Source organism: Nostoc sp. 'Peltigera membranacea cyanobiont' 232 (assembly GCF_002245985.1).
Lineage (GTDB): Bacteria > Cyanobacteriota > Cyanobacteriia > Cyanobacteriales > Nostocaceae > Nostoc.
Genome location: NZ_NOLK01000167.1, coordinates 1 through 17,418, shown reverse-complemented (window position 1 = coordinate 17,418; position 17,418 = coordinate 1). Strand labels below are relative to the sequence as shown.

General features: G+C 42.3%; 14 protein-coding genes and 4 pseudogenes. 12 read left to right on the top strand and 6 right to left on the bottom strand.

Annotated features, from left to right (window positions below):
• Window positions 1-145: 145 nt before the first annotated feature.
• Window positions 146-1,516, top strand: coding sequence for a DEAD/DEAH box helicase (locus CDG79_RS33400; RefSeq protein ID WP_223278493.1), 1,371 nt, complete (start codon window positions 146-148; stop codon window positions 1,514-1,516).
• Between the two features lie 111 nt (window positions 1,517-1,627).
• Here CDG79_RS33400 and CDG79_RS33395 read toward each other — a convergent pair whose 3' ends face one another.
• Together CDG79_RS33395 and CDG79_RS33390 are read right to left on the bottom strand one after the other, a co-directional pair.
• Window positions 1,628-2,179 carry a hypothetical protein gene (locus tag CDG79_RS33395; RefSeq protein WP_094345946.1) on the bottom strand — a complete coding sequence of 184 codons (552 nt, stop codon included), beginning with the start codon at window positions 2,177-2,179 and terminating at the stop codon, window positions 1,628-1,630.
• A gap of 267 nt (window positions 2,180-2,446) precedes the next feature.
• On the bottom strand, window positions 2,447-3,058 hold the full coding sequence (locus tag CDG79_RS33390) for a hypothetical protein (RefSeq protein WP_094345945.1): 612 nt from the start codon (window positions 3,056-3,058) through the stop codon (window positions 2,447-2,449).
• A 159-nt stretch (window positions 3,059-3,217) separates the two neighbouring features.
• On the opposite strand from CDG79_RS33390, the gene CDG79_RS44340 reads away from it, so the two are divergent.
• The gene (locus CDG79_RS44340) at window positions 3,218-3,358 is read left to right on the top strand and encodes a hypothetical protein (RefSeq protein ID WP_223278492.1); all 141 of its coding nucleotides are present in this window, start codon (window positions 3,218-3,220) and stop codon (window positions 3,356-3,358) included.
• Between the two features lie 118 nt (window positions 3,359-3,476).
• Complete coding sequence (locus CDG79_RS33385; protein WP_094345944.1) at window positions 3,477-3,962, top strand: hypothetical protein; 486 nt, start codon at window positions 3,477-3,479, stop codon at window positions 3,960-3,962.
• 138 nt (window positions 3,963-4,100) lie between these two features.
• Here CDG79_RS33385 and CDG79_RS33380 read toward each other — a convergent pair whose 3' ends face one another.
• Complete coding sequence (locus CDG79_RS33380) at window positions 4,101-4,712, bottom strand: GIY-YIG nuclease family protein (RefSeq protein WP_223278491.1); 612 nt, start codon at window positions 4,710-4,712, stop codon at window positions 4,101-4,103.
• Window positions 4,713-4,823: 111 nt separating this feature from the next.
• On the opposite strand from CDG79_RS33380, the gene CDG79_RS33375 reads away from it, so the two are divergent.
• From CDG79_RS33375 to CDG79_RS33365, 3 genes are all read left to right on the top strand, one after another.
• The gene (locus CDG79_RS33375; RefSeq protein WP_094345943.1) at window positions 4,824-5,417 is read left to right on the top strand and encodes a thiamine phosphate synthase; all 594 of its coding nucleotides are present in this window, start codon (window positions 4,824-4,826) and stop codon (window positions 5,415-5,417) included.
• Window positions 5,418-5,702: 285 nt separating this feature from the next.
• Window positions 5,703-6,521, top strand: a complete 819-nt coding sequence (locus CDG79_RS33370) for a class I SAM-dependent methyltransferase (protein ID WP_223278490.1) — start codon at window positions 5,703-5,705, stop codon at window positions 6,519-6,521.
• Between the two features lie 114 nt (window positions 6,522-6,635).
• Window positions 6,636-7,253 (top strand): LLM class flavin-dependent oxidoreductase, encoded by a 618-nt coding sequence (locus CDG79_RS33365; protein ID WP_317616636.1) that lies wholly within the window; start codon window positions 6,636-6,638, stop codon window positions 7,251-7,253.
• A gap of 150 nt (window positions 7,254-7,403) precedes the next feature.
• On the opposite strand, the gene CDG79_RS44335 is transcribed toward CDG79_RS33365, so the two are convergent.
• Entirely contained in the window at window positions 7,404-8,072 is a 669-nt protein-coding gene (locus tag CDG79_RS44335; protein WP_223278489.1) for a calcium-binding protein, read from the bottom strand.
• 764 nt (window positions 8,073-8,836) lie between these two features.
• Between CDG79_RS44335 and CDG79_RS33345 the strand changes: the two are divergent.
• From CDG79_RS33345 to CDG79_RS33330, 4 genes and pseudogenes are all read left to right on the top strand, one after another.
• Window positions 8,837-9,450 (top strand): annotated as a pseudogene (locus tag CDG79_RS33345) (DUF4351 domain-containing protein); the annotation flags it as partial.
• A 124-nt stretch (window positions 9,451-9,574) separates the two neighbouring features.
• The gene (locus tag CDG79_RS33340; protein WP_094345939.1) at window positions 9,575-10,204 is read left to right on the top strand and encodes a Uma2 family endonuclease; all 630 of its coding nucleotides are present in this window, start codon (window positions 9,575-9,577) and stop codon (window positions 10,202-10,204) included.
• Between the two features lie 141 nt (window positions 10,205-10,345).
• Window positions 10,346-10,663, top strand: a pseudogene (locus CDG79_RS33335) (glutathione S-transferase N-terminal domain-containing protein); the annotation flags it as partial.
• Window positions 10,664-10,850: 187 nt separating this feature from the next.
• Window positions 10,851-11,738 (top strand): annotated as a pseudogene (locus CDG79_RS33330) (glutathione S-transferase C-terminal domain-containing protein); the annotation flags it as partial.
• A 112-nt stretch (window positions 11,739-11,850) separates the two neighbouring features.
• On the opposite strand, the gene CDG79_RS33325 reads toward CDG79_RS33330, so the two are convergent.
• Window positions 11,851-12,513, bottom strand: a complete 663-nt coding sequence (locus tag CDG79_RS33325) for a Coq4 family protein (protein ID WP_094345938.1) — start codon at window positions 12,511-12,513, stop codon at window positions 11,851-11,853.
• A gap of 207 nt (window positions 12,514-12,720) precedes the next feature.
• Between CDG79_RS33325 and CDG79_RS33320 the strand changes: the two genes are divergently transcribed.
• Window positions 12,721-14,082, top strand: a complete 1,362-nt coding sequence (locus tag CDG79_RS33320) for a cytochrome P450 (protein ID WP_094345947.1) — start codon at window positions 12,721-12,723, stop codon at window positions 14,080-14,082.
• Between the two features lie 259 nt (window positions 14,083-14,341).
• Here the strand turns inward: CDG79_RS33320 and CDG79_RS33315 are convergent.
• A pseudogene (locus tag CDG79_RS33315) lies at window positions 14,342-14,698 on the bottom strand (hypothetical protein); the annotation flags it as partial.
• 332 nt (window positions 14,699-15,030) lie between these two features.
• On the opposite strand from CDG79_RS33315, the gene CDG79_RS33310 reads away from it, so the two are divergent.
• The gene (locus CDG79_RS33310) at window positions 15,031-16,917 is read left to right on the top strand and encodes a glycoside hydrolase family 15 protein (protein ID WP_094345937.1); all 1,887 of its coding nucleotides are present in this window, start codon (window positions 15,031-15,033) and stop codon (window positions 16,915-16,917) included.
• Window positions 16,918-17,418 lie beyond the last annotated feature (501 nt).

Genomic DNA, 17,418 nt, shown 5'->3' with positions numbered 1-17,418 from the left:
ACCCCAAATGCCGATGAAATGCTTCAACTGCATTCGCCACACCATCCTCAGCCCTGATTTTCTCACCTAACTCTTGTGCTTTCTTTCGCATCACCTCATCGCCCAGTACGATTTCAATCGCTGCTGCGTTATCTGCAAAGATGAAATGTATGAAAACATCGATGCAGGGGAATTTCAGCAACGACTTTGGGATTTATCTGCATATCAATTTGGTAAGACTCTCACTCTTCACCAAATAGATAGAATCCGTTGGCATATCTTCCCAGAATTACGCATTAGTGCCAAACAGTTATCTTTGCTTGATTTAGAAACCGACACTGAAGAATCACCGCAGTTGCAAATCCCCGACATTCTCAAAATTATGGATTTGCAGCAGGAACAGTTAGCTCGCAGTTTAGGTGATGGACATCGGGTAATTCATGGTGTAGCCGGTTCAGGAAAAACCATGATTTTAGCCTACCGTTGCCAGCACCTTGCTCAAGTCAGTAATAAACCCATTTTAGTGCTGTGTTTCAACGTTTCTCTTGCTGCCAAACTCCGGCAGGTGGTTCAAGAAGACCCGCACAAAATCAGTCGCATCAAGGTGCGACACTTTCACGGGTGGTGCATGGATTTACTCAAAAAGTATGACATTCCTAGACCCGACTCTAGAGAGTATCAAGGTGAAGATTATATAGAAGAACTGGTTCAAAGAGTAATTACCGCCGTTGATGCCAAGTTGATACCGGCTGGCACTTATGGCGCTGTGATGCTCGACGAGGGACACGACTTTAAACCAGAGTGGCTAAAGTTAATTGCCCAAATGGTCAACCCCGAAACCAATTCTTTGCTTATCCTCTATGACGATGCCCAAAACCTCTACGGAGAAAAACGCACTAAGAAATTTAGCTTTAAGAGCGTAGGCATTCAAGCACAGGGACGCACTACTATTTTTAAACTCAATTACCGCAACACGGCTCAAGTGCTGGGGGTAGCCTATGAATTTGCTAAAGAAGTGATGACCCCTATCACCGGGGATGATGACCAAGTAGTATTGGTAGAACCGACTAGTGCAGGACGGCAAGGCCCCAAACCAGACCTCATCCGTTTACCCAGTTTTAAACACGAGGTAGATTACCTAGCAGGGCGAGTGCAACAATTACACGAGCGAGATATCCCCTGGAACGAAATAGCAATTATCTATCGCTCCAACTTTATGGGCGATCGCATCTATAACGACTTCCAACAAGCCCAAATCCCAATAGAGTGGGTAAACGCCGACAGTGACAGCCGTAACTATCACCCGGACGAACAAAGCATCAAACTCATAACCATGTACTCCAGTAAAGGGCTAGAGTTCCCAGTGGTGTTTATTCCTGGTATTGGTTATATGCCCCATCAATACAACACACCAGAAGAAGAAGCGCGATTACTTTACGTGGCGATGACACGGGCGATTGAGCAGTTGATTATGACTTGCGATCGCTCCTCAGAATTTACCAGTCGTCTGGAGACAGTATTAGGTAAAGTAATTTGATTAGCGATCGCCCCACCTAATTCTTAGAGGAAAAAAGCGATCGCTAATCAAGAGAGGAAAAGTTAAGGATGCGTAGTTTACCAATCGCGCTCAAGCCTAGAAATAAGCAATTTAACCAAGATAAGGATATTGTGGCGGTTTGATGTTCAATAATTCTGTCCAGTATTTTATAGCATTATGTTTGGTGGTTTCGATGTCACGCAATTTGTGAACTCTGCCTATTTCCATTAGAAAATATGTAAGTTTAATAGCAGTAAGTAAGTTAATCAACCCTACCGCTTGAAAATGTTGTAAAAATAAGTGAATAATAGTTTGTAATTTTTGTTTATGACGAAAATACATCCACCATTTCATTTGATGTATGGCAATGCTGGTTTGATAATCTAATGTAGTTTCTATTTGGGTTAATTTATCTTTAACTTGATGATAAAACTGTATTTCTTTGTCAAAATCACCTACTTTCTGGGCTAAAACAGCATTATCAGATAATTGATAAGCCTGACTAATTAAGTTACCTGCCGTTTCTGCCTGCTGTTGAGTATAACCAAGTTTCATATATATAGTAGCTGCTGCTGATGCCAATTGGGCAAACTCCTCAGCATCATGTAACCAATAAATTTGGGCTTGTAATTCCCCTAGTGTGGCTGCTAAACTTTCATTCATATTAAATCTAAGTTTTTCTCCAAGACAATCTGGTAGTGATTAACCACACCAGTATTTTAGGTGTTAAGGGTTTCTTCTAAGAAACGGAAAAGAGCGATCGCCCCAATCAAGTGAGGAAAACTCAGGAGTAACCTGACGCAGACATCGCTCCTGTTGAATTTACCACTCGTTTGCAGACAGCATTAGGTAAAGTGGCAACCAAAGTAATTTAATAGGTAGTCAAGCGATGGCGCAGAGCGTCTACCATAAACAGTTTTGATGGTTGCCCTAATATAGCGTGTGTAACGTTCCAATCCAAACATCTCCTGTTTTAATAGCAAAGTACCTATCACCATTCTGGAGAAAACCTGACCTGTAAGCTTTTTGTTTGATTTTGTTAATTTCTGCTTCACTTATTTGGTCAATCTTTTCATAAAAATAATTCTCTTCAACGTGGAGTTCCCACTGAAAATTTTCGAGACTGAAGTTGTGAATTTTATATTTTTCAAATGTAAACGTTCTAGCTTCATTGCTCTTTATAAAAGTATTGTTATATCCAACAATCCAATCTCCAGTTGCTGCTACAACTTGAGAGTTGATAAAATGATGGTCAAACAACCATATCTTCAAGTAAAAAGGCTTTCCCGACTCCTGAAGTGTTTTATGCCAATTTAAATAAATCTCTATTAAAGCCTCTAGTATTAATCGGTTGTACCAAATGGGAGGGTTTCTTTTTACTAAGCGATGCCAGGGGTCAATAGTGACCTTGACATAATCTCGTTGAGACTTGTGCAATTTGGTTACATCTAGGGTGAGATTGTAATTCTTCCAATAGTTAATTTTTCTAACCTGTTTTTTCCAACCTCGAATCTTTTTTTTATTACTGTACGGGTTTGACATTGCAATTCTACAAGAGCTAGCTAATCTACTACTGTAGTATGTATATATTTGGCTTTGAGTTACTTACTTTGTATAAACCCGAAAGCGATCGCACCTTTACTATGTGTTTTCTAGTACATTACTAGCCAGTTGTATGTAGAGAAGCGATGACCGAGCGCTGTGAATTGGCTGCTGAGTTCTACAGCGTTGGGTCAACAACTGGCGATTTGTGGCTGTTCTGTTCTGTTGATATCTCATTTAAACGGCAATTCACAGACTTATGATGCCAAATTGCCAGAACCTTTGAACATAGCGGTGTAACTTCAATTTTTTCTTAGAGGAAAGCCCAAAGAGCGTAGGCGCAGCCCCTTAAAGTAGACATCGCCAGATCACAACCCAAAATACTGCTAAAATCCCTGTATTCAGTACACCAACTACCATGTCTGGCAAAGGATTTGGGCAATCTCAACCCACTAAAATCGATAAACTTGTTGAATCTGCGGTGCGTTATTGCCACAAGCGACACCCAGAAGCCTTAGACCAAATTTTTGACAATCTGCCTGTTAAGCTCAACCAACAAGTAGTGACAGGTATTTTGGCAGCATTTCAGGGAGATATTGATACTTTGAGTTGGTTTTGTGGTTACATGGCATCAGAAATCAACCGTACTCAGGACAACCAAAAGTCCCATCATCCCATCGCGGAACTTAGTAAAACTCTTATTGCATCGGGAATGGAACCGTTTACTGATTTTATGCCTTATCCTGGTTGCCGCCTCGTCATACTCAATTCGGAAAAATTTGAATCATTACCAGAGTCAGTTCAAACCATAGTGCAGCAAGCTTTTGATATTAGGGAAAGTAGTGGGACAGAGGCACAAAGGATAAATGATGCGTTGCTGCAAGAGTTGATGGTTCAGGAGTAAGTAAAAAATTGGAATGTGATGGAGTACCCGCACGCCAACTCTTGGAGACGCTTTGCGTAGCAAGATCCACGTTTGCATAGCGTGCCGTAGGCAAGTGGTACGGCATCGTCTCCACTTATAAAACATAAGTGAGCCACCCTACCCAAAAGGCTGCCCCCAGCGCTCCCAGTTCTCCTTATTAAATGGACTGCGCCACTTCAAAATCAGACTCAATTCCAACTCCTGCCGTGCGCGTCGGTCAACCGGAGCATCCCACCAAAACGTGATGTTAACTGCTGTCTTCATCTGATAACGATAATGCAAATCCTGATAGCTTGCTATGTAATCCTTGCAGGCGTGAATCCCTTTCCAGCGCTTATTACTTCTGCAAGTTTCCCCCACATATAAAATCAGGCCAGCCGTGGAGTCAACGATGAAGTACAGACACGCATCGCCGGGGCTATCTGCTGGCATTCTCCAAAAACAGAGCGATCGCACTGACAACTGCAACGGATCAATCCGGTCTGGGTCGCAGTGCTTTGGTGCAATGTCGAATAACGCCGTCTGCTCAGGTGGTTTGTTCTCTCTCACCTTCTGCTGATATTCCAAAATCTGCGTTTTCCACCGTAGCAGGGCATCAGCACTCATTACCAGCCCCTCTGTTCTAGGTGCTGATGTAGGTTTCACTTCGGGAAATAGGTTTAGCTGATTTGGTTCCAAGGGTATTACGGGGAGCGTGCCGACTAGCTGATTATCCAAGAGAACTGACAAATTAAGAGCATTTGCCTTTGGTGTCGCCAGAATAAGGAAAATGGTAGAGTTAAGAGCTCTAATGAGATAAATGCTGCTACAACCATTACTGTAAAATGAAAGAAGGGTTCTATGAAAGAAACAATAAAACCTTTTAAAAAAATCGCCATATTTGATATTTTGTCAGCAGAGAATTCCGAAATAATTTGTTCTGACAAATCAAAAATTGCTGCTCAAGTTACTAAATGGGTAAACAGAGCTATCAGCAACGGTGCAGATTCGTGTTATATAAGATTATATGAGGCAAATAGAGAAAATATAGATATAATTATTGAGAATCTATCCTATAAAGAATTGCAAATTATTTTACCATTTTCTCTAAATTATAAATCTTCTTTAGTTAGTGCTTTTCATTTTAGAGAAAAAGACCAAATTAAAATGCCAGAGGCAAAAAGCAATAGTATACTGTTTGGAAAATCATGTCACTCATTAAAATCTATAAAAGAGGCAGAGGATGAAGGATTAGACTATGTATTTTTTTCACCTATTTTTGCGACCCCAACTCATCCAGAAGCAAAAGGTATTGGTCTAGATATGCTCACTAAAGCTTGCAAATCAACACAAATGAAAGTTTTTGCTCTTGGGGGAATTAACGAAAACAATTATCAAAAATGTCTTGATGCTGGTGCGTCTGGTATTGCAGCAATTAGCATGTTTAAAAAATAAAATATTTTTCCTTGATGCCTTTTTCTTAGCGCTATTAGCATTTGCTCCCGCCCCAGGAGAGATTACCCTTCCATCGCTTGTTACTGCGGCAAGTTTCCCCTACATACAGCAATAGACTTTCTGGAGCGATCGCTCCTCATTCAAGCGAACGCGCAGAGCGCGTCTCGTAGAGAGGAAAACGGGAGAGTAATATCTACAGCAGACGGGTACGCCATCTACGCCATCGCACCCATTTATGAGAACGCTATTTGCCCTATGCTGAAGCGGAAAGTAAAAACAACAGTTATGAAATTTGCACAAAATCTCACCCACCGCCAAAGCTTACTGAAAGCCTTGACTCTAGCAATCCTTGTATTGGCATCTGTAATGCCCCCAACTGTTCTAGCCAACGAAAGCGAAAAAGCGACATTCAACAGCACAACCACGCTCCAAACCATACTAAAGAGCAGTCATCGCTCCGTTGCAAATCGTGACCGAGACAAGTACCGCCACCCAGCCCAGACTTTGCAATTCTTCGGTCTGCGCCCAAATATGACTGTAGTTGAATTGTGGCCAGGGGGCGGCTGGTATACTGAGATATTAGCCCCATTTCTAGCAGCAAAGGGACAACTCATAGTTACTAACTTGGCTGAGGCGAGTAAACCCGCTTTGGCTTTCCAAGAAAAACTAGCAGCTAATCCAGAGGTTTTTGGTAAGGTCAAAGTAGCCCAAATTAATCCCCCAACCGAACTTACCCTAGCCCCAGACATTTCTGTAGACTTAGTTCTTACCTTCCGCAATATTCACAACTGGGTCAAAGCTGGCTATGCCGAGCAGGTTTATGCGGCGGCTTATAAAGCACTCAAGCCAGGGGGCATCTTAGGAGTGGAAGAACACCGTGGCAAACCAGACATTTCTTTAGAAGAGAGTATTAAAACTGGCTATATGTCAGAAGATGGGGTAATTGCTGCTGTGGAGAAGGCTGGCTTCAAATTGGCGGGCAAATCAGAGATTAACTCTAACCCAAAAGATAATAAAGATTATTCAGGCGGAGTTTGGACACTACCTCCAACCTTGAGTCAAGGTCAAAAAGATAGGCAACGCTTTCTCACTATTGGGGTATGAGTATCATCGGCTCAGAAAACCGGGTTAAGCTTAAAAGCCTTATTAGGTAAGGATTATGACGATAATGAAGGTCATTGACTTTTACTGCTCATCGAGTAACTACTCAACGATAAAATAAGGGTTTCAGCTTCTAAAAATCTTTGTATTACTCATGTAATATCTATTAACCCGGTTTTCTGCGCGAATGCTACTCATACCCCGGAACCAGAAGAAAGCATTTACGCAACCATGCAGGACATGAGTTTTAGAGCAGCCAAATATGGTCGTCAGATTGACTTTGGTTTCCGTGTTCATGTTATTGTGCGCTCAACCCAAGAAGAAGCCCGTGCCTGGGCACAGAGTATTATGTCAAAATTTGATCCAGCTGGCTTGAACCTTAAAGAACGTACACAAGACCACAAATCTTTGGGTGTTTTACGGCAGGATGAGATCCGGGCAAAATCCACATCGGATTACTTAGAGCCTCTGTTGTGGGGTGGTATTGGTCGGGCGCGATCTGGCTGTGGGGCAGCATTGGTTGGTACACCAGAGCAAATTCTCTGGAAGATAAATCGTTATATGGATATGGGAATCAGGGCGTTCATCTTGTCAGGTTATCCTCTGATTGAAGAGTGTGAACTGTTTGGAAATCATGTTTTGCCATACCTGTCAACGGTCAAATTATCAATGGTTCAGGGACGTACACCTGTATCCGAGCCTGTGACTCCCTTGACCACGGCAGTACTGCGGTAGGGTAGATATGGCAGATATCAGGATGAAATTATCCCAAACGCGATTTTGATTCGGGCTAGCACAGTAAAAATAAGGTTTTTCGGCGATTTTCAAAGCAGAGAGCAATTTTATTTTTGTAAACCTTTCGGAGCAAGTGATAACGGGTTTTATTTACCGATTGGCGAACCAAACTACATAATTTCTCAGAAATCCATAGTTTGGCGATTTGGAATCGGTCGCCTCCAAGTCACAAAGGGGAAAATCATATCCTCTGCGCTCATGCTTAACTTTAACAAGAATACCGTACAGATCCTCTACAGATGTAATTCCCTCTAGGGTTACTTGCTCGTCGGTTCTGAGTGGACCTGTTTCTTGAAATTCGGCGACTTTAGCATTAAAAGGAAAACTCAGTACTTTTTTCAGATGCTCTGACCAAGTTTCAAAAGCCGCTATTTCATCATCAGGTTCAACATCGACTAATACTGCTTGAATACGCTTTCCCTCTTCTCCTAAATGACTCCAACGATGTTTTGCCTCAATTTCCTCAATTATGGCAGCAACATCTTTTTCTGTGTCTTTTGCTTGAGTTAATTCCACATCTGTTGGTTCAAGGTATATCTGGCTCCAGTCCAAACCCTCTTCTTCACACTTAAAAATCACTTCTGACGGGATATTCTTCAAGGTGATGCTATCCCAATCAATACAAATGCTATTGTTCTCTGGATTAATTTCTGAGATTCTTCCTTGCCAACCACTAATGTCAGTTCCCAAATCTGGGTCTAATACGGTTGGTTTAACAATGACCGAGTTGCCGATCTTTAATTTAATTTTTCCTGCCATCACTCTATCTCCTGAGAGCATACTCTTCGTAACCTTTCACTCACCTTCTCTCAAGCAGCTACTTGAAGATCAACAGGAATTTGACTTTTCCCGTTAAGTCTTAAAATTTGGTATACAGCGCTTCCGGCTATTATGCAATACAGTTTTCCTCTTACCCCTCTCCTATCATAGCTTTCAGCTTTGAGGATGTACCTCATAGCCGCCGGAAGTGCTGTAAACAAAGAATGGGAGCATCGAATTTGAAAGTATACTACCATACAATCTGCCAAAATATTAACGAACTTTGGGGGTTTAAGCCGCATTTCTCACAAGTTTGAAATGCAGAGGGGCAGAGGGGCGGAGGGGCAGAGGGGAAAGAACTTGTACAATAACTCTCCTCTGCTCCCCTGCTCCCCTGCTCCCCTGCACAAGCACAGGCTTTGAGCATTGGTGAGAAATCCGGGTTTAAGTCCCCAGCAATATAGGCAGCGCGAATTGAAGCCTCAGCTAAATCCCCGTCACAAAACGTAATTGCGTTAGCGCAGCGTTAGCGACGTAGGAGCGTCATGGGCGAAAAAGCGAATTGCGAATTGGTTTAAGGCTCTTTATTTTGAGGTGTGATTAAAATTGGTTGTAAATACAGATAAAATATTATTAATAACTTCAAATTAATTCTTAATATAGCGGTTATCGATTGGATGAGAACACCAAAGTCCTTGCTGTCAAATCATTTCAGCAAAGTTTTTGTATCTCACTGAACTGCACACCGCTATAACCCAAATTGAATGACTCGATTTGTACATGACGAATTCGCCAAAGACTACCTTGAAGAACTATTAAAACCTTATGGGGAAGTAAAGTCATCATCAAAAATATCAGGAGAGATCAAAGAAATTGATGTATTATTTACTCCATCATTACAGCAAACCTCTAATTTAGAACTGTAAGGGTTACTTGGAAGATTTACAGAGTTTCCAGCAATATTAGAACCCTTACGGGTTCGCCAGTCGCTCATGGGGGAAACCCCCAAGACCGCGCTGGCTCACCATTTCGGAATGCAGCCTCTGCTGATGAAATCTGTGATTGTATTCAAAAATTATTAGAAGTAAAAGCTCTCTTGCGACGAGACGCTAAAGCGAATAAAACCAGACTCCAGGAGTCAGATATTCCGAAACTATGGGTTCTTAGTCCAACTGCATCCCCAGCAATACTATCGAGCTTTAATGTTAATCAGAAATCGGGGTGGTTGCCAGGAGTATACTTTTTAGGTGATGCTCTACGGACAGCAATTGTAGCCATACATCAACTACCACAAACACCAGAAACGTTGTGGTTAAGAATTCTTGGCAGGGGAAGTGTGCAGTCACAGGCGATTGTGGAATTATCAAAGCTACCATTGAAGATCGGGGTACGCTGTGGGTTACAGGGTTTACAGGAGGACTCAGCCTTCAAAGAGAGCATCATCGCTTCGTTAGCATAATAAAAAGGATAAATGAACAGTAAAAATAAATCCAGTAACTTTTATGAGTCAAACCCAATCGGAACTAAAGCTACTGACCTTCGATGAATTTATCGAATGGTATCCAGAAAACTCAGAAGTACGTTATGAATTACATGATGGGGTGATTGTGGAGATGCCAAAGCCTAAAGGGGAGCATTCTGATTTAGCTGGTTTTTTGATGGAAGAATTACTGATCACAATTAGAGAGATGGGTAAACGCGGTATCTGGACTATACCCAAAGAATCCATTATTAAACCATACCGAGACAAATCAGGGTACGAACCGGATATTATTGTTTTAAATCAAGAAACTATCGATACTGAAACGCGTTGGAAGAAAGAATCAGTTATCCATAATGCTAGTTCGGTCAAACTAATAGTTGAAGTAGTGTCAACCAACTGGCAGGATGATTATTATGATAAGCTTCGTGACTATGAAGCTATGGGTATACCTGAATATTGGATTGTCGATTATGCAGCGTTGGGTGGACGTGTATTTATTGGTAGTCCCAAGGTTCCGACTATTTTTGTCTGTGAACTTATTGATGGTGAATATCAAATGACACCCTTTAGAGAAACAAACCTTATAGTGTCTCCTACTTTTTGGCAGTTCAATCTAACCGCACAACAAATTTTTGACTCGGTGATGTGAACTTTTTGAACTCTGCAAAATTGTCTTTGTCCAATATCTTTTCCAAGTGGGCGAACCTATCGGTTAAATTAAGCCTTGGTGTAATTGAAAATATTGTAAAGTACAGAATTGCCCTAAGTATTGCCCGACGCAACTCCCCCTATGACTACCGCACCCTTAAGCTGGCAAGAACTAGAAACTCTCACGGACTATCAAATAGATACCGTTAATGGTCTTACCAACGCTAGAGCCAGGTTGCGCTTGTTTGGTCAGCCCGAATCTGAGGTGCGGGTAACGCTGTACCGTGATAACCACGCCTGGTGTCCTTACTGTCAAAAAGTTTGGTTATGGCTAGAGGAAAAACAGATCCCCTACCGGATCGAAAAAGTGACAATGTTCTGCTATGGAGAGAAAGAAAGTTGGTACAAACGTAAGGTACCATCAGGAATGCTCCCCGCGATCGAGCTTGATGGACGGATTATCGCTCTTTTATTACTCCGAAAAAATAAAATATTCGTAGGTTGGGTTGAACGAAGTGAAACCCAACAAAACCAGAGATTGTTGGTGTTGGGTTTCGTTCCTCAACCCAACCTACGCCTAAATTCATCAAAGTCCTTAAAAATAAGGGTGGATGATTTTTATCCGACGAGAGTCATAAAAGAGCGTTATTAAAGAAAGCGATGACATTTTGATCGCTTTGTCAAAGGTTTTTGCTCCATTGAACCAAGGGATGGAAGACCCCACGGTGCTTCTACTACGTCAATTAGAACGACTTTTATTTAGAGCTTGGTGCGCTTGGCTATGCTCTAGAACCGATTCCTCTCAACAAGAACAACGCAACCGAGAATAATTTATGGTCGTGGTGGCTAGGGTAGAGTCGGCTCTGGGTCGCACCCCAAGCCCTTATTTTCTATCGGGCTTCGGCATCGTCGATGTCATTTTTACGCCATATCTCGAACGGATGAATGCGAGTCTTTACTACTACAAGGGCTACTCACTGCGAGAGAAAAACCCTCGTTTGAGCTTCTGGTTTGCGGCAATGGAAACCCGACCAACCTACTGCGGGACTCAGAGCGACTTTCACACCCACGTACATGATTTGCCGCCTCAGATGGGGGGTTGTTGGGAAAACGGCGAAACCCAGATGCTTCTCAATAAAGCGCGGGTGGATAATGGCCCGTGGTTTGGGCTACCAGATGTTACTTATCCAGAACCGGAAAACTCCCGTATGGAAGCTCTTCAACGAACTATCGAACACCGCGTCAATATTATCCGAGTCAACCCCAAAGATGATAAATTGTTTGATCAAGCCCTACGTTGTGCTTTAACACACATGATGCTCGGTGAAGACTGTGTACCTCCATCAGGATCTGATGTTGCTCTACGATATTTGCGCGATCGCATTAATGTACCACGAGACATGTCTATCTACGCAGCCAAGCGATTGAGGGAATCCCTGGAAAAAACCGCAGCCCTTGCGGGTGATGGGCAGCCAGCCCCCATTCCCACTAAGCATCGAAGAGATCAAGACCCGTCTAACTTTGCCATCAAGTAGGATTACCGCAGCCATCTTGGCAAATCGCCTTTTATTTTCTTCACCAGAGAAGCTAACATCACTTTCACATTCACACTCAACGACTAACAGTAGTTGCAACAGTTTTATATCATTAAGTTTCACAAAGAATGATATTTAAGTTACTACGGACATTCTCCAATGGTTTTGACCACAAGGAATTCCATTCAATACCAAAAAGGGGCAGGGACTGTTTTCCCATTAGCCATCCCTTAGTTATTGCATCCATATATTTTGTCGAAACCTCAATATCGTAAATAGCGGCTTTGACAAGATTTTTAGCCAATAATGCTAACCAGAAACGCGAAAAGTGTAGTTGGGCAACATAAAAAGCTTCTAATTGAATTTCTCCAAGAATGTTTGTATCGCATCCAGTAATAATATGCCAGATGTCGTGTGTTTCTGTGATATGCGCTCCGAGAAATTGGTAATCATTCTCTACTTGCCCAGAGTATAAAGGTTGCAAATTGTTTTTGAGCAGATGTTCAGCGAAGGCATATCCAAGTGTATTGGGAGGTAAGCGATAAAGTTTTTGAAGATCGATATCACCTAATCTGGAGCGTCTTTCAAATGCTTGTTTTCCTTGTGAGGTGCTATGAAGAAGTTCTATTATTTTTTGTAAGCTATGCAAATCAGCAACAGTATTTGCGAGGTTGCCAATACTCTCAAAGTCACCATCGGGCGCTCTGACTATATTTATAATGCTCTCAAGTGCGCTATCGTGCCATCCTGACTCAAGCTGGGCTACAGAATCCATCTTTAAAAACCTCCGTCAACACTTTGTCTTTTAGTTTGACATGGTATAAGAGTTTTAGTTGGTCAGAATCTGCTCTCGGTTTTTTCTCGTTCCAAATCAACACACTACTCCAATTGAGATCCAGCTTGCTCCAGTAACTTCTATGTGAAGGCACGAAAGTGGGTGTATTTGTTTGAGATGATGAAGTTGAATATACAAGTAAATATTATGCTTAGTCAATTACCGAATTGCATTACGAGTCCTTCGTGGTGGCAACTGATAAAATGGATTGCCGATCCGATTGGATTTCAGCAAAAGTATAGTCAAAAGTATGGAGACATTTTTTCCATGCGACTGAGCGGACTGGGTTCTTATGTAATTCTTAGCCATCCCCAGGCCATTCAAGAAATTTTCAGTCAAGATTCTAAATTTGATGTTGGTCGTGGTAATGAACTTGCAGAGCCTCTGATTGGGCGAAATTCTCTGATGTTAATAGATGGTGTCCGCCATCGACGAGAACGAAAATTATTAATGCCCCCCTTTCATGGAGAAAGGCTACAGGCTTATGGTCAACAAATCTGCTTAATTACCGAGCAAATTGCTAGTCAATGGCAAACCGATCAACCTTTTGTGGTTCGGTCTGCCATGCAGAAAGTGAGTCTAGAAGTAATTTTACAAATTGTTTTTGGTTTAAGTGAAGGGGAACGCTATCAGCTAATTTTACCTCTACTTACTAGTTGGTTGGATATGACTGATTCTCCTTTGCGCTCCAGTATGCTATTTTTGCCGTTTTTACAACAAGATTGGGGAAAATGGACTCCTTGGGGGCAGATGAGAAGTAGACAAAACTATATTCATCAGCTGCTTCTTGCAGAAATTGAAGAGAAAAGAACAAAGGAGAATCAGAGCCAGGGTGATGTTCTGAGCTTGATGATGGCAGCACGGGATGAAAATGGGCAAAGAATGACCGATGATGAATTAAAAGATGAATTGCTCACAATTTTATTTGCTGGACATGAAACTACTGCAACAACGCTAGCGTGGGCTTTCTATCAAATTCATCAAAATTCAGATGTCCTTTTACAATTGCAGCAGGAACTTGACAGCTTGGGAGAAAATCCTAACCCGATGGAAATCGCCCAACTTCCTTACTTGACAGCAGTATGCCTTGAAACCCTGCGGATGTATCCAGTCCTTCCAGTGCTTTTCCCACGCATTACCAAATCATCCATTAATATTGCCGGATACCAGTTTGCTCCTGACACAACTTTAATGGCAAGTATCTACCTCCTGCATTACCGGGAAGATTTGTATCCTAATCCTCAACAATTTAATCCGGAACGTTTTTTAGGACGGCAGTATTCCCCTTGGGAGTTCATTCCTTTTGGTGGTGGAAGTCGGCGATGTTTAGGATATGCCCTGGCTTTGTTAGAAATGAAGTTAGTCTTGGCAACCGTTTTATCTAATTATCAACTTGTATTGGTGGAAAATAAACCTCTTAAACTGCAAAGACGTGGGTTTACCCTTGCTCCTGAAGGTGGAGTTCGGATGATGATTAAAAAACGAATTACACAGATTGTAAGGGCATAAGAGCAATTCTAAAAATTTTGAAAGTTATTCTGGATAAAAGGTAGTTCTTTTTGCTTGAGAGGAACTGACCTTTTAGCGATCGCTTTCTGTACCCAACTTTCTCACGCCATCCATTTAGTCCACTGGGGCGCATAAATTTTTTCTCCGACTTACTTCCCTGGATTTGAGATGCACTTGATATTAAACTAACCTCTTTGAAAACCTTTCACTGGTTGTTTTTGTCCTTTACCTTTAGGTTTATGTAATTTTTAGCTGTCAGAACTATGTAACGTTTAGCTGTCAGCCAGTTCATGAGTTCTAAGCCATCAGGTAAAATCTGGGTGATAGTAAATAAACCAATAAAACTATGATGCCAGCTATTCAGGAGATTGCGATCGTTCTCTGACAAATCTGTATGACTGGCGATAAATAACTCTATAGGTGAGCGCTCGCCAATTTTCCCTTCTGTAATAAACCTGTCAATGATTACTTGTTGTTGGGTGCGATCGCCATTACCGCTAGGCATCTGTGCAACTGCATAAATGTCGAGTGCTTGTGCTAGTTCGCCGTCAGCATCTAGGACAAAATCAACCAAGGCTTGTTTGAGTGTGTGCGATCTTTCTACTATGGCATCCACAAGCGAATCTTTCTATTCAACAATTGTAGCCTATAGCGTTTTTGAGGATTATCGCATCTAGCAATAGCTAGATTTTTTTAGCCATAGCGTTTTCTATTCTTGTCAACTCAGGCGATCGCACTAACGGACTTTTTCTTCAATTTGCCATCTGGGGCAATCCAACTTAAATAGGAACCATCCTCTAAAACTCGTTCCACCGGAAATTTGACAAAATCTGCTTTCTACCGTTTTGGGTGAGAATAGCATAGGGAACCAAAACAATACATGAACTATCGGTTAATTGTCAAAGACCTAAGATTTTTGTAAAAGGTTATCAGCAGCTAAAGACGGTAATGAGTATTACATCTGATTCCAATAGCAACCCAACAGTTTTGACCCAATCCTTTCTGCCCATAGAAGATTATGGGGTGATTGGCAATTGCCATACAGCAGCTCTTGTCAGTAGTTGTGGTTCGATTGACTGGCTTTGCTTACCTCGGTTTGATTCTCCGTCTTTGTTTGCTCGGATTTTGGATCTAGAACGTGGTGGAAGCTGGAGTATTCAGCCAGCCACTGCTTGGTCAAGTAGTCATCAGTACCTAAATGAAACAAATGTACTAAAAACAATTTTTACCTGTGAATCAGGACGAATTTCGCTGCTGGATTTTATGGATATTAGCAACCAGGAGCAACAGGAAAGCCGAATAGCACCTGGCAGGCTAATCCGAATTGTCGAGGTTAGTGAAGGAACAGTTGAAATTATTAGTACTTGCTCTCCTCGCCCTGACTATGGGCGCACAATTCCCAAGTTAATCAAATCTGGCAACGAAGTCAGGTTTGGTTCATTCACCGTTACTGGACCCGTTGAATGGCATCTGGACACAACAAGCAATATATTTATGTGTCACATAATCCTTCATGCTGGAGAAAGAGCGATGTTCACGCTTTTGACTGAGGAGGACGCACAACTGCCAAATCTAGACCCAATGGATGCCCTGGCATCAACTTGCGCCGAATGGCGGCGTTGGGCGAATAAGTGTACTTATCAAGGAGCTTATCGAGACGCGGTTGTTCGCAGTGCGCTGACCTTACAGTTGATGACTTATGCCCCTTCAGGAGCAATTGTAGCTGCACCGACAACTTCGTTGCCAGAAGAAATTGGTGGGGGGCGGAACTGGGATTATCGCTTCACCTGGATTCGGGACTCATCATTTACTCTTTATGCATTGCTATTAGCAGGTTATCTTGATGATGAGTGTCAGTTCTTCAATTGGATCGCCCAGACTGTGAAGATGGAAGGAACTGGAATCAAAATCCTTTACCCGATTATATCAAGTGGACAGGTTGTTGAGCAAACCTTAGATCACTTGCGGGGATATCGAGACTCGCAGCCAGTTCGGATCGGCAATGGTGCAGCAGGACAAGTTCAACTTGATGTCTATGGTGAGGTACTTAGTGCTTTACATTTCGCCTGGAAGGTTGGAAAGTACGATCCAACTGCAATTTGGGAACACATCTGCCCACTAGTAGATTGGGCTGCTGAACACTGGCACGAACCAGATAGCGGCATTTGGGAAGTGCGTGGGGGTTTGCGACATTTTGTTTACGGGAAAGTGATGCTGTGGGTGGCATTAGACTGTGGCATCGAAATGGCTGAGGCGCTTGAGCTAACTGGTGATACTACCCGTTGGCGACAGGAACGCCAACTAATCCGCAATGAAGTGTTTGAAAAAGGGTGGAGCGAAAAACTTGGTGCCTTCAAGCAATCCTACGAGGATGAAACTCTTGATGCCTCTAATTTACTAATGTCTAGTGTTGGCTTCATTGATGGAACTGATCCGCGTATGGTGTCAACAATTGATGCGACTATCGAACATTTAGTTGAGAATGGACTGTGTTACCGTTACCGAGATGCACCAGAAGGCGTGAGTGGTAAAGAGGCATCCTTTGTCCTTTGCACCTTCTGGCTGATCAACGCACTTATCTTGGCTCAAAGGGCTACAGAGGCTCGTGTTTGGTTTGAGCAAATGCTGGCACGAAGCAGTTCGTTGGGACTATTTGCAGAAGAAATTGACTTTGAAACAGGGGCGCATCTTGGTAATTTTCCCCAAGCCTTTTCGCATATTGGGGTGATTAACGTTGCCGTTTCCTTAGCACATACAGGTAATATCGGAACAGTTGAGCAGGTGCATATTGATGCAGCAAATGCTGCATCAAGAGGTGGCGGTGGTATTCAGTAACAGTCAACTACAAACTTGGGAAAACAAGCATAAAAATAGTGGTTTCAGGCATTGTGAATCAGGAAGCAAACACCATTGGTAATGCAATACTTCTCGGATTTTTGGGAAAAGGGAAAGAAAATACCTTTAACCATTAACCAAAACCCTTTTCCCAAAACCCGATTCCGAATTAAAAATGCACAAAGCCAGAAGTATTGATTGGTTTACTGATCAATGTCTACGATGGGCTGTGTCTACCCAGATTGACATTATGCAGCTTCAATGTCGATTAGCTATTTACTTTTGCTGATAAATTCCAACCAGGCGCGCCTGTTCAATTACATGGTCAGCGATTGCATTAAGTAGTTGCTCGCGGTTCATATTTGGCTTTAGTCGAATGGCACTAAGAAAAGCCGAAACACTTGTGGTTAAGCAGTTTGCAACTGCTTTCGTAATTCGTGCCGAGGTTTCGTCATTAAGGGGTATGCTTTCGGGCGACGTTTACGAACTCGTGGTTCACTA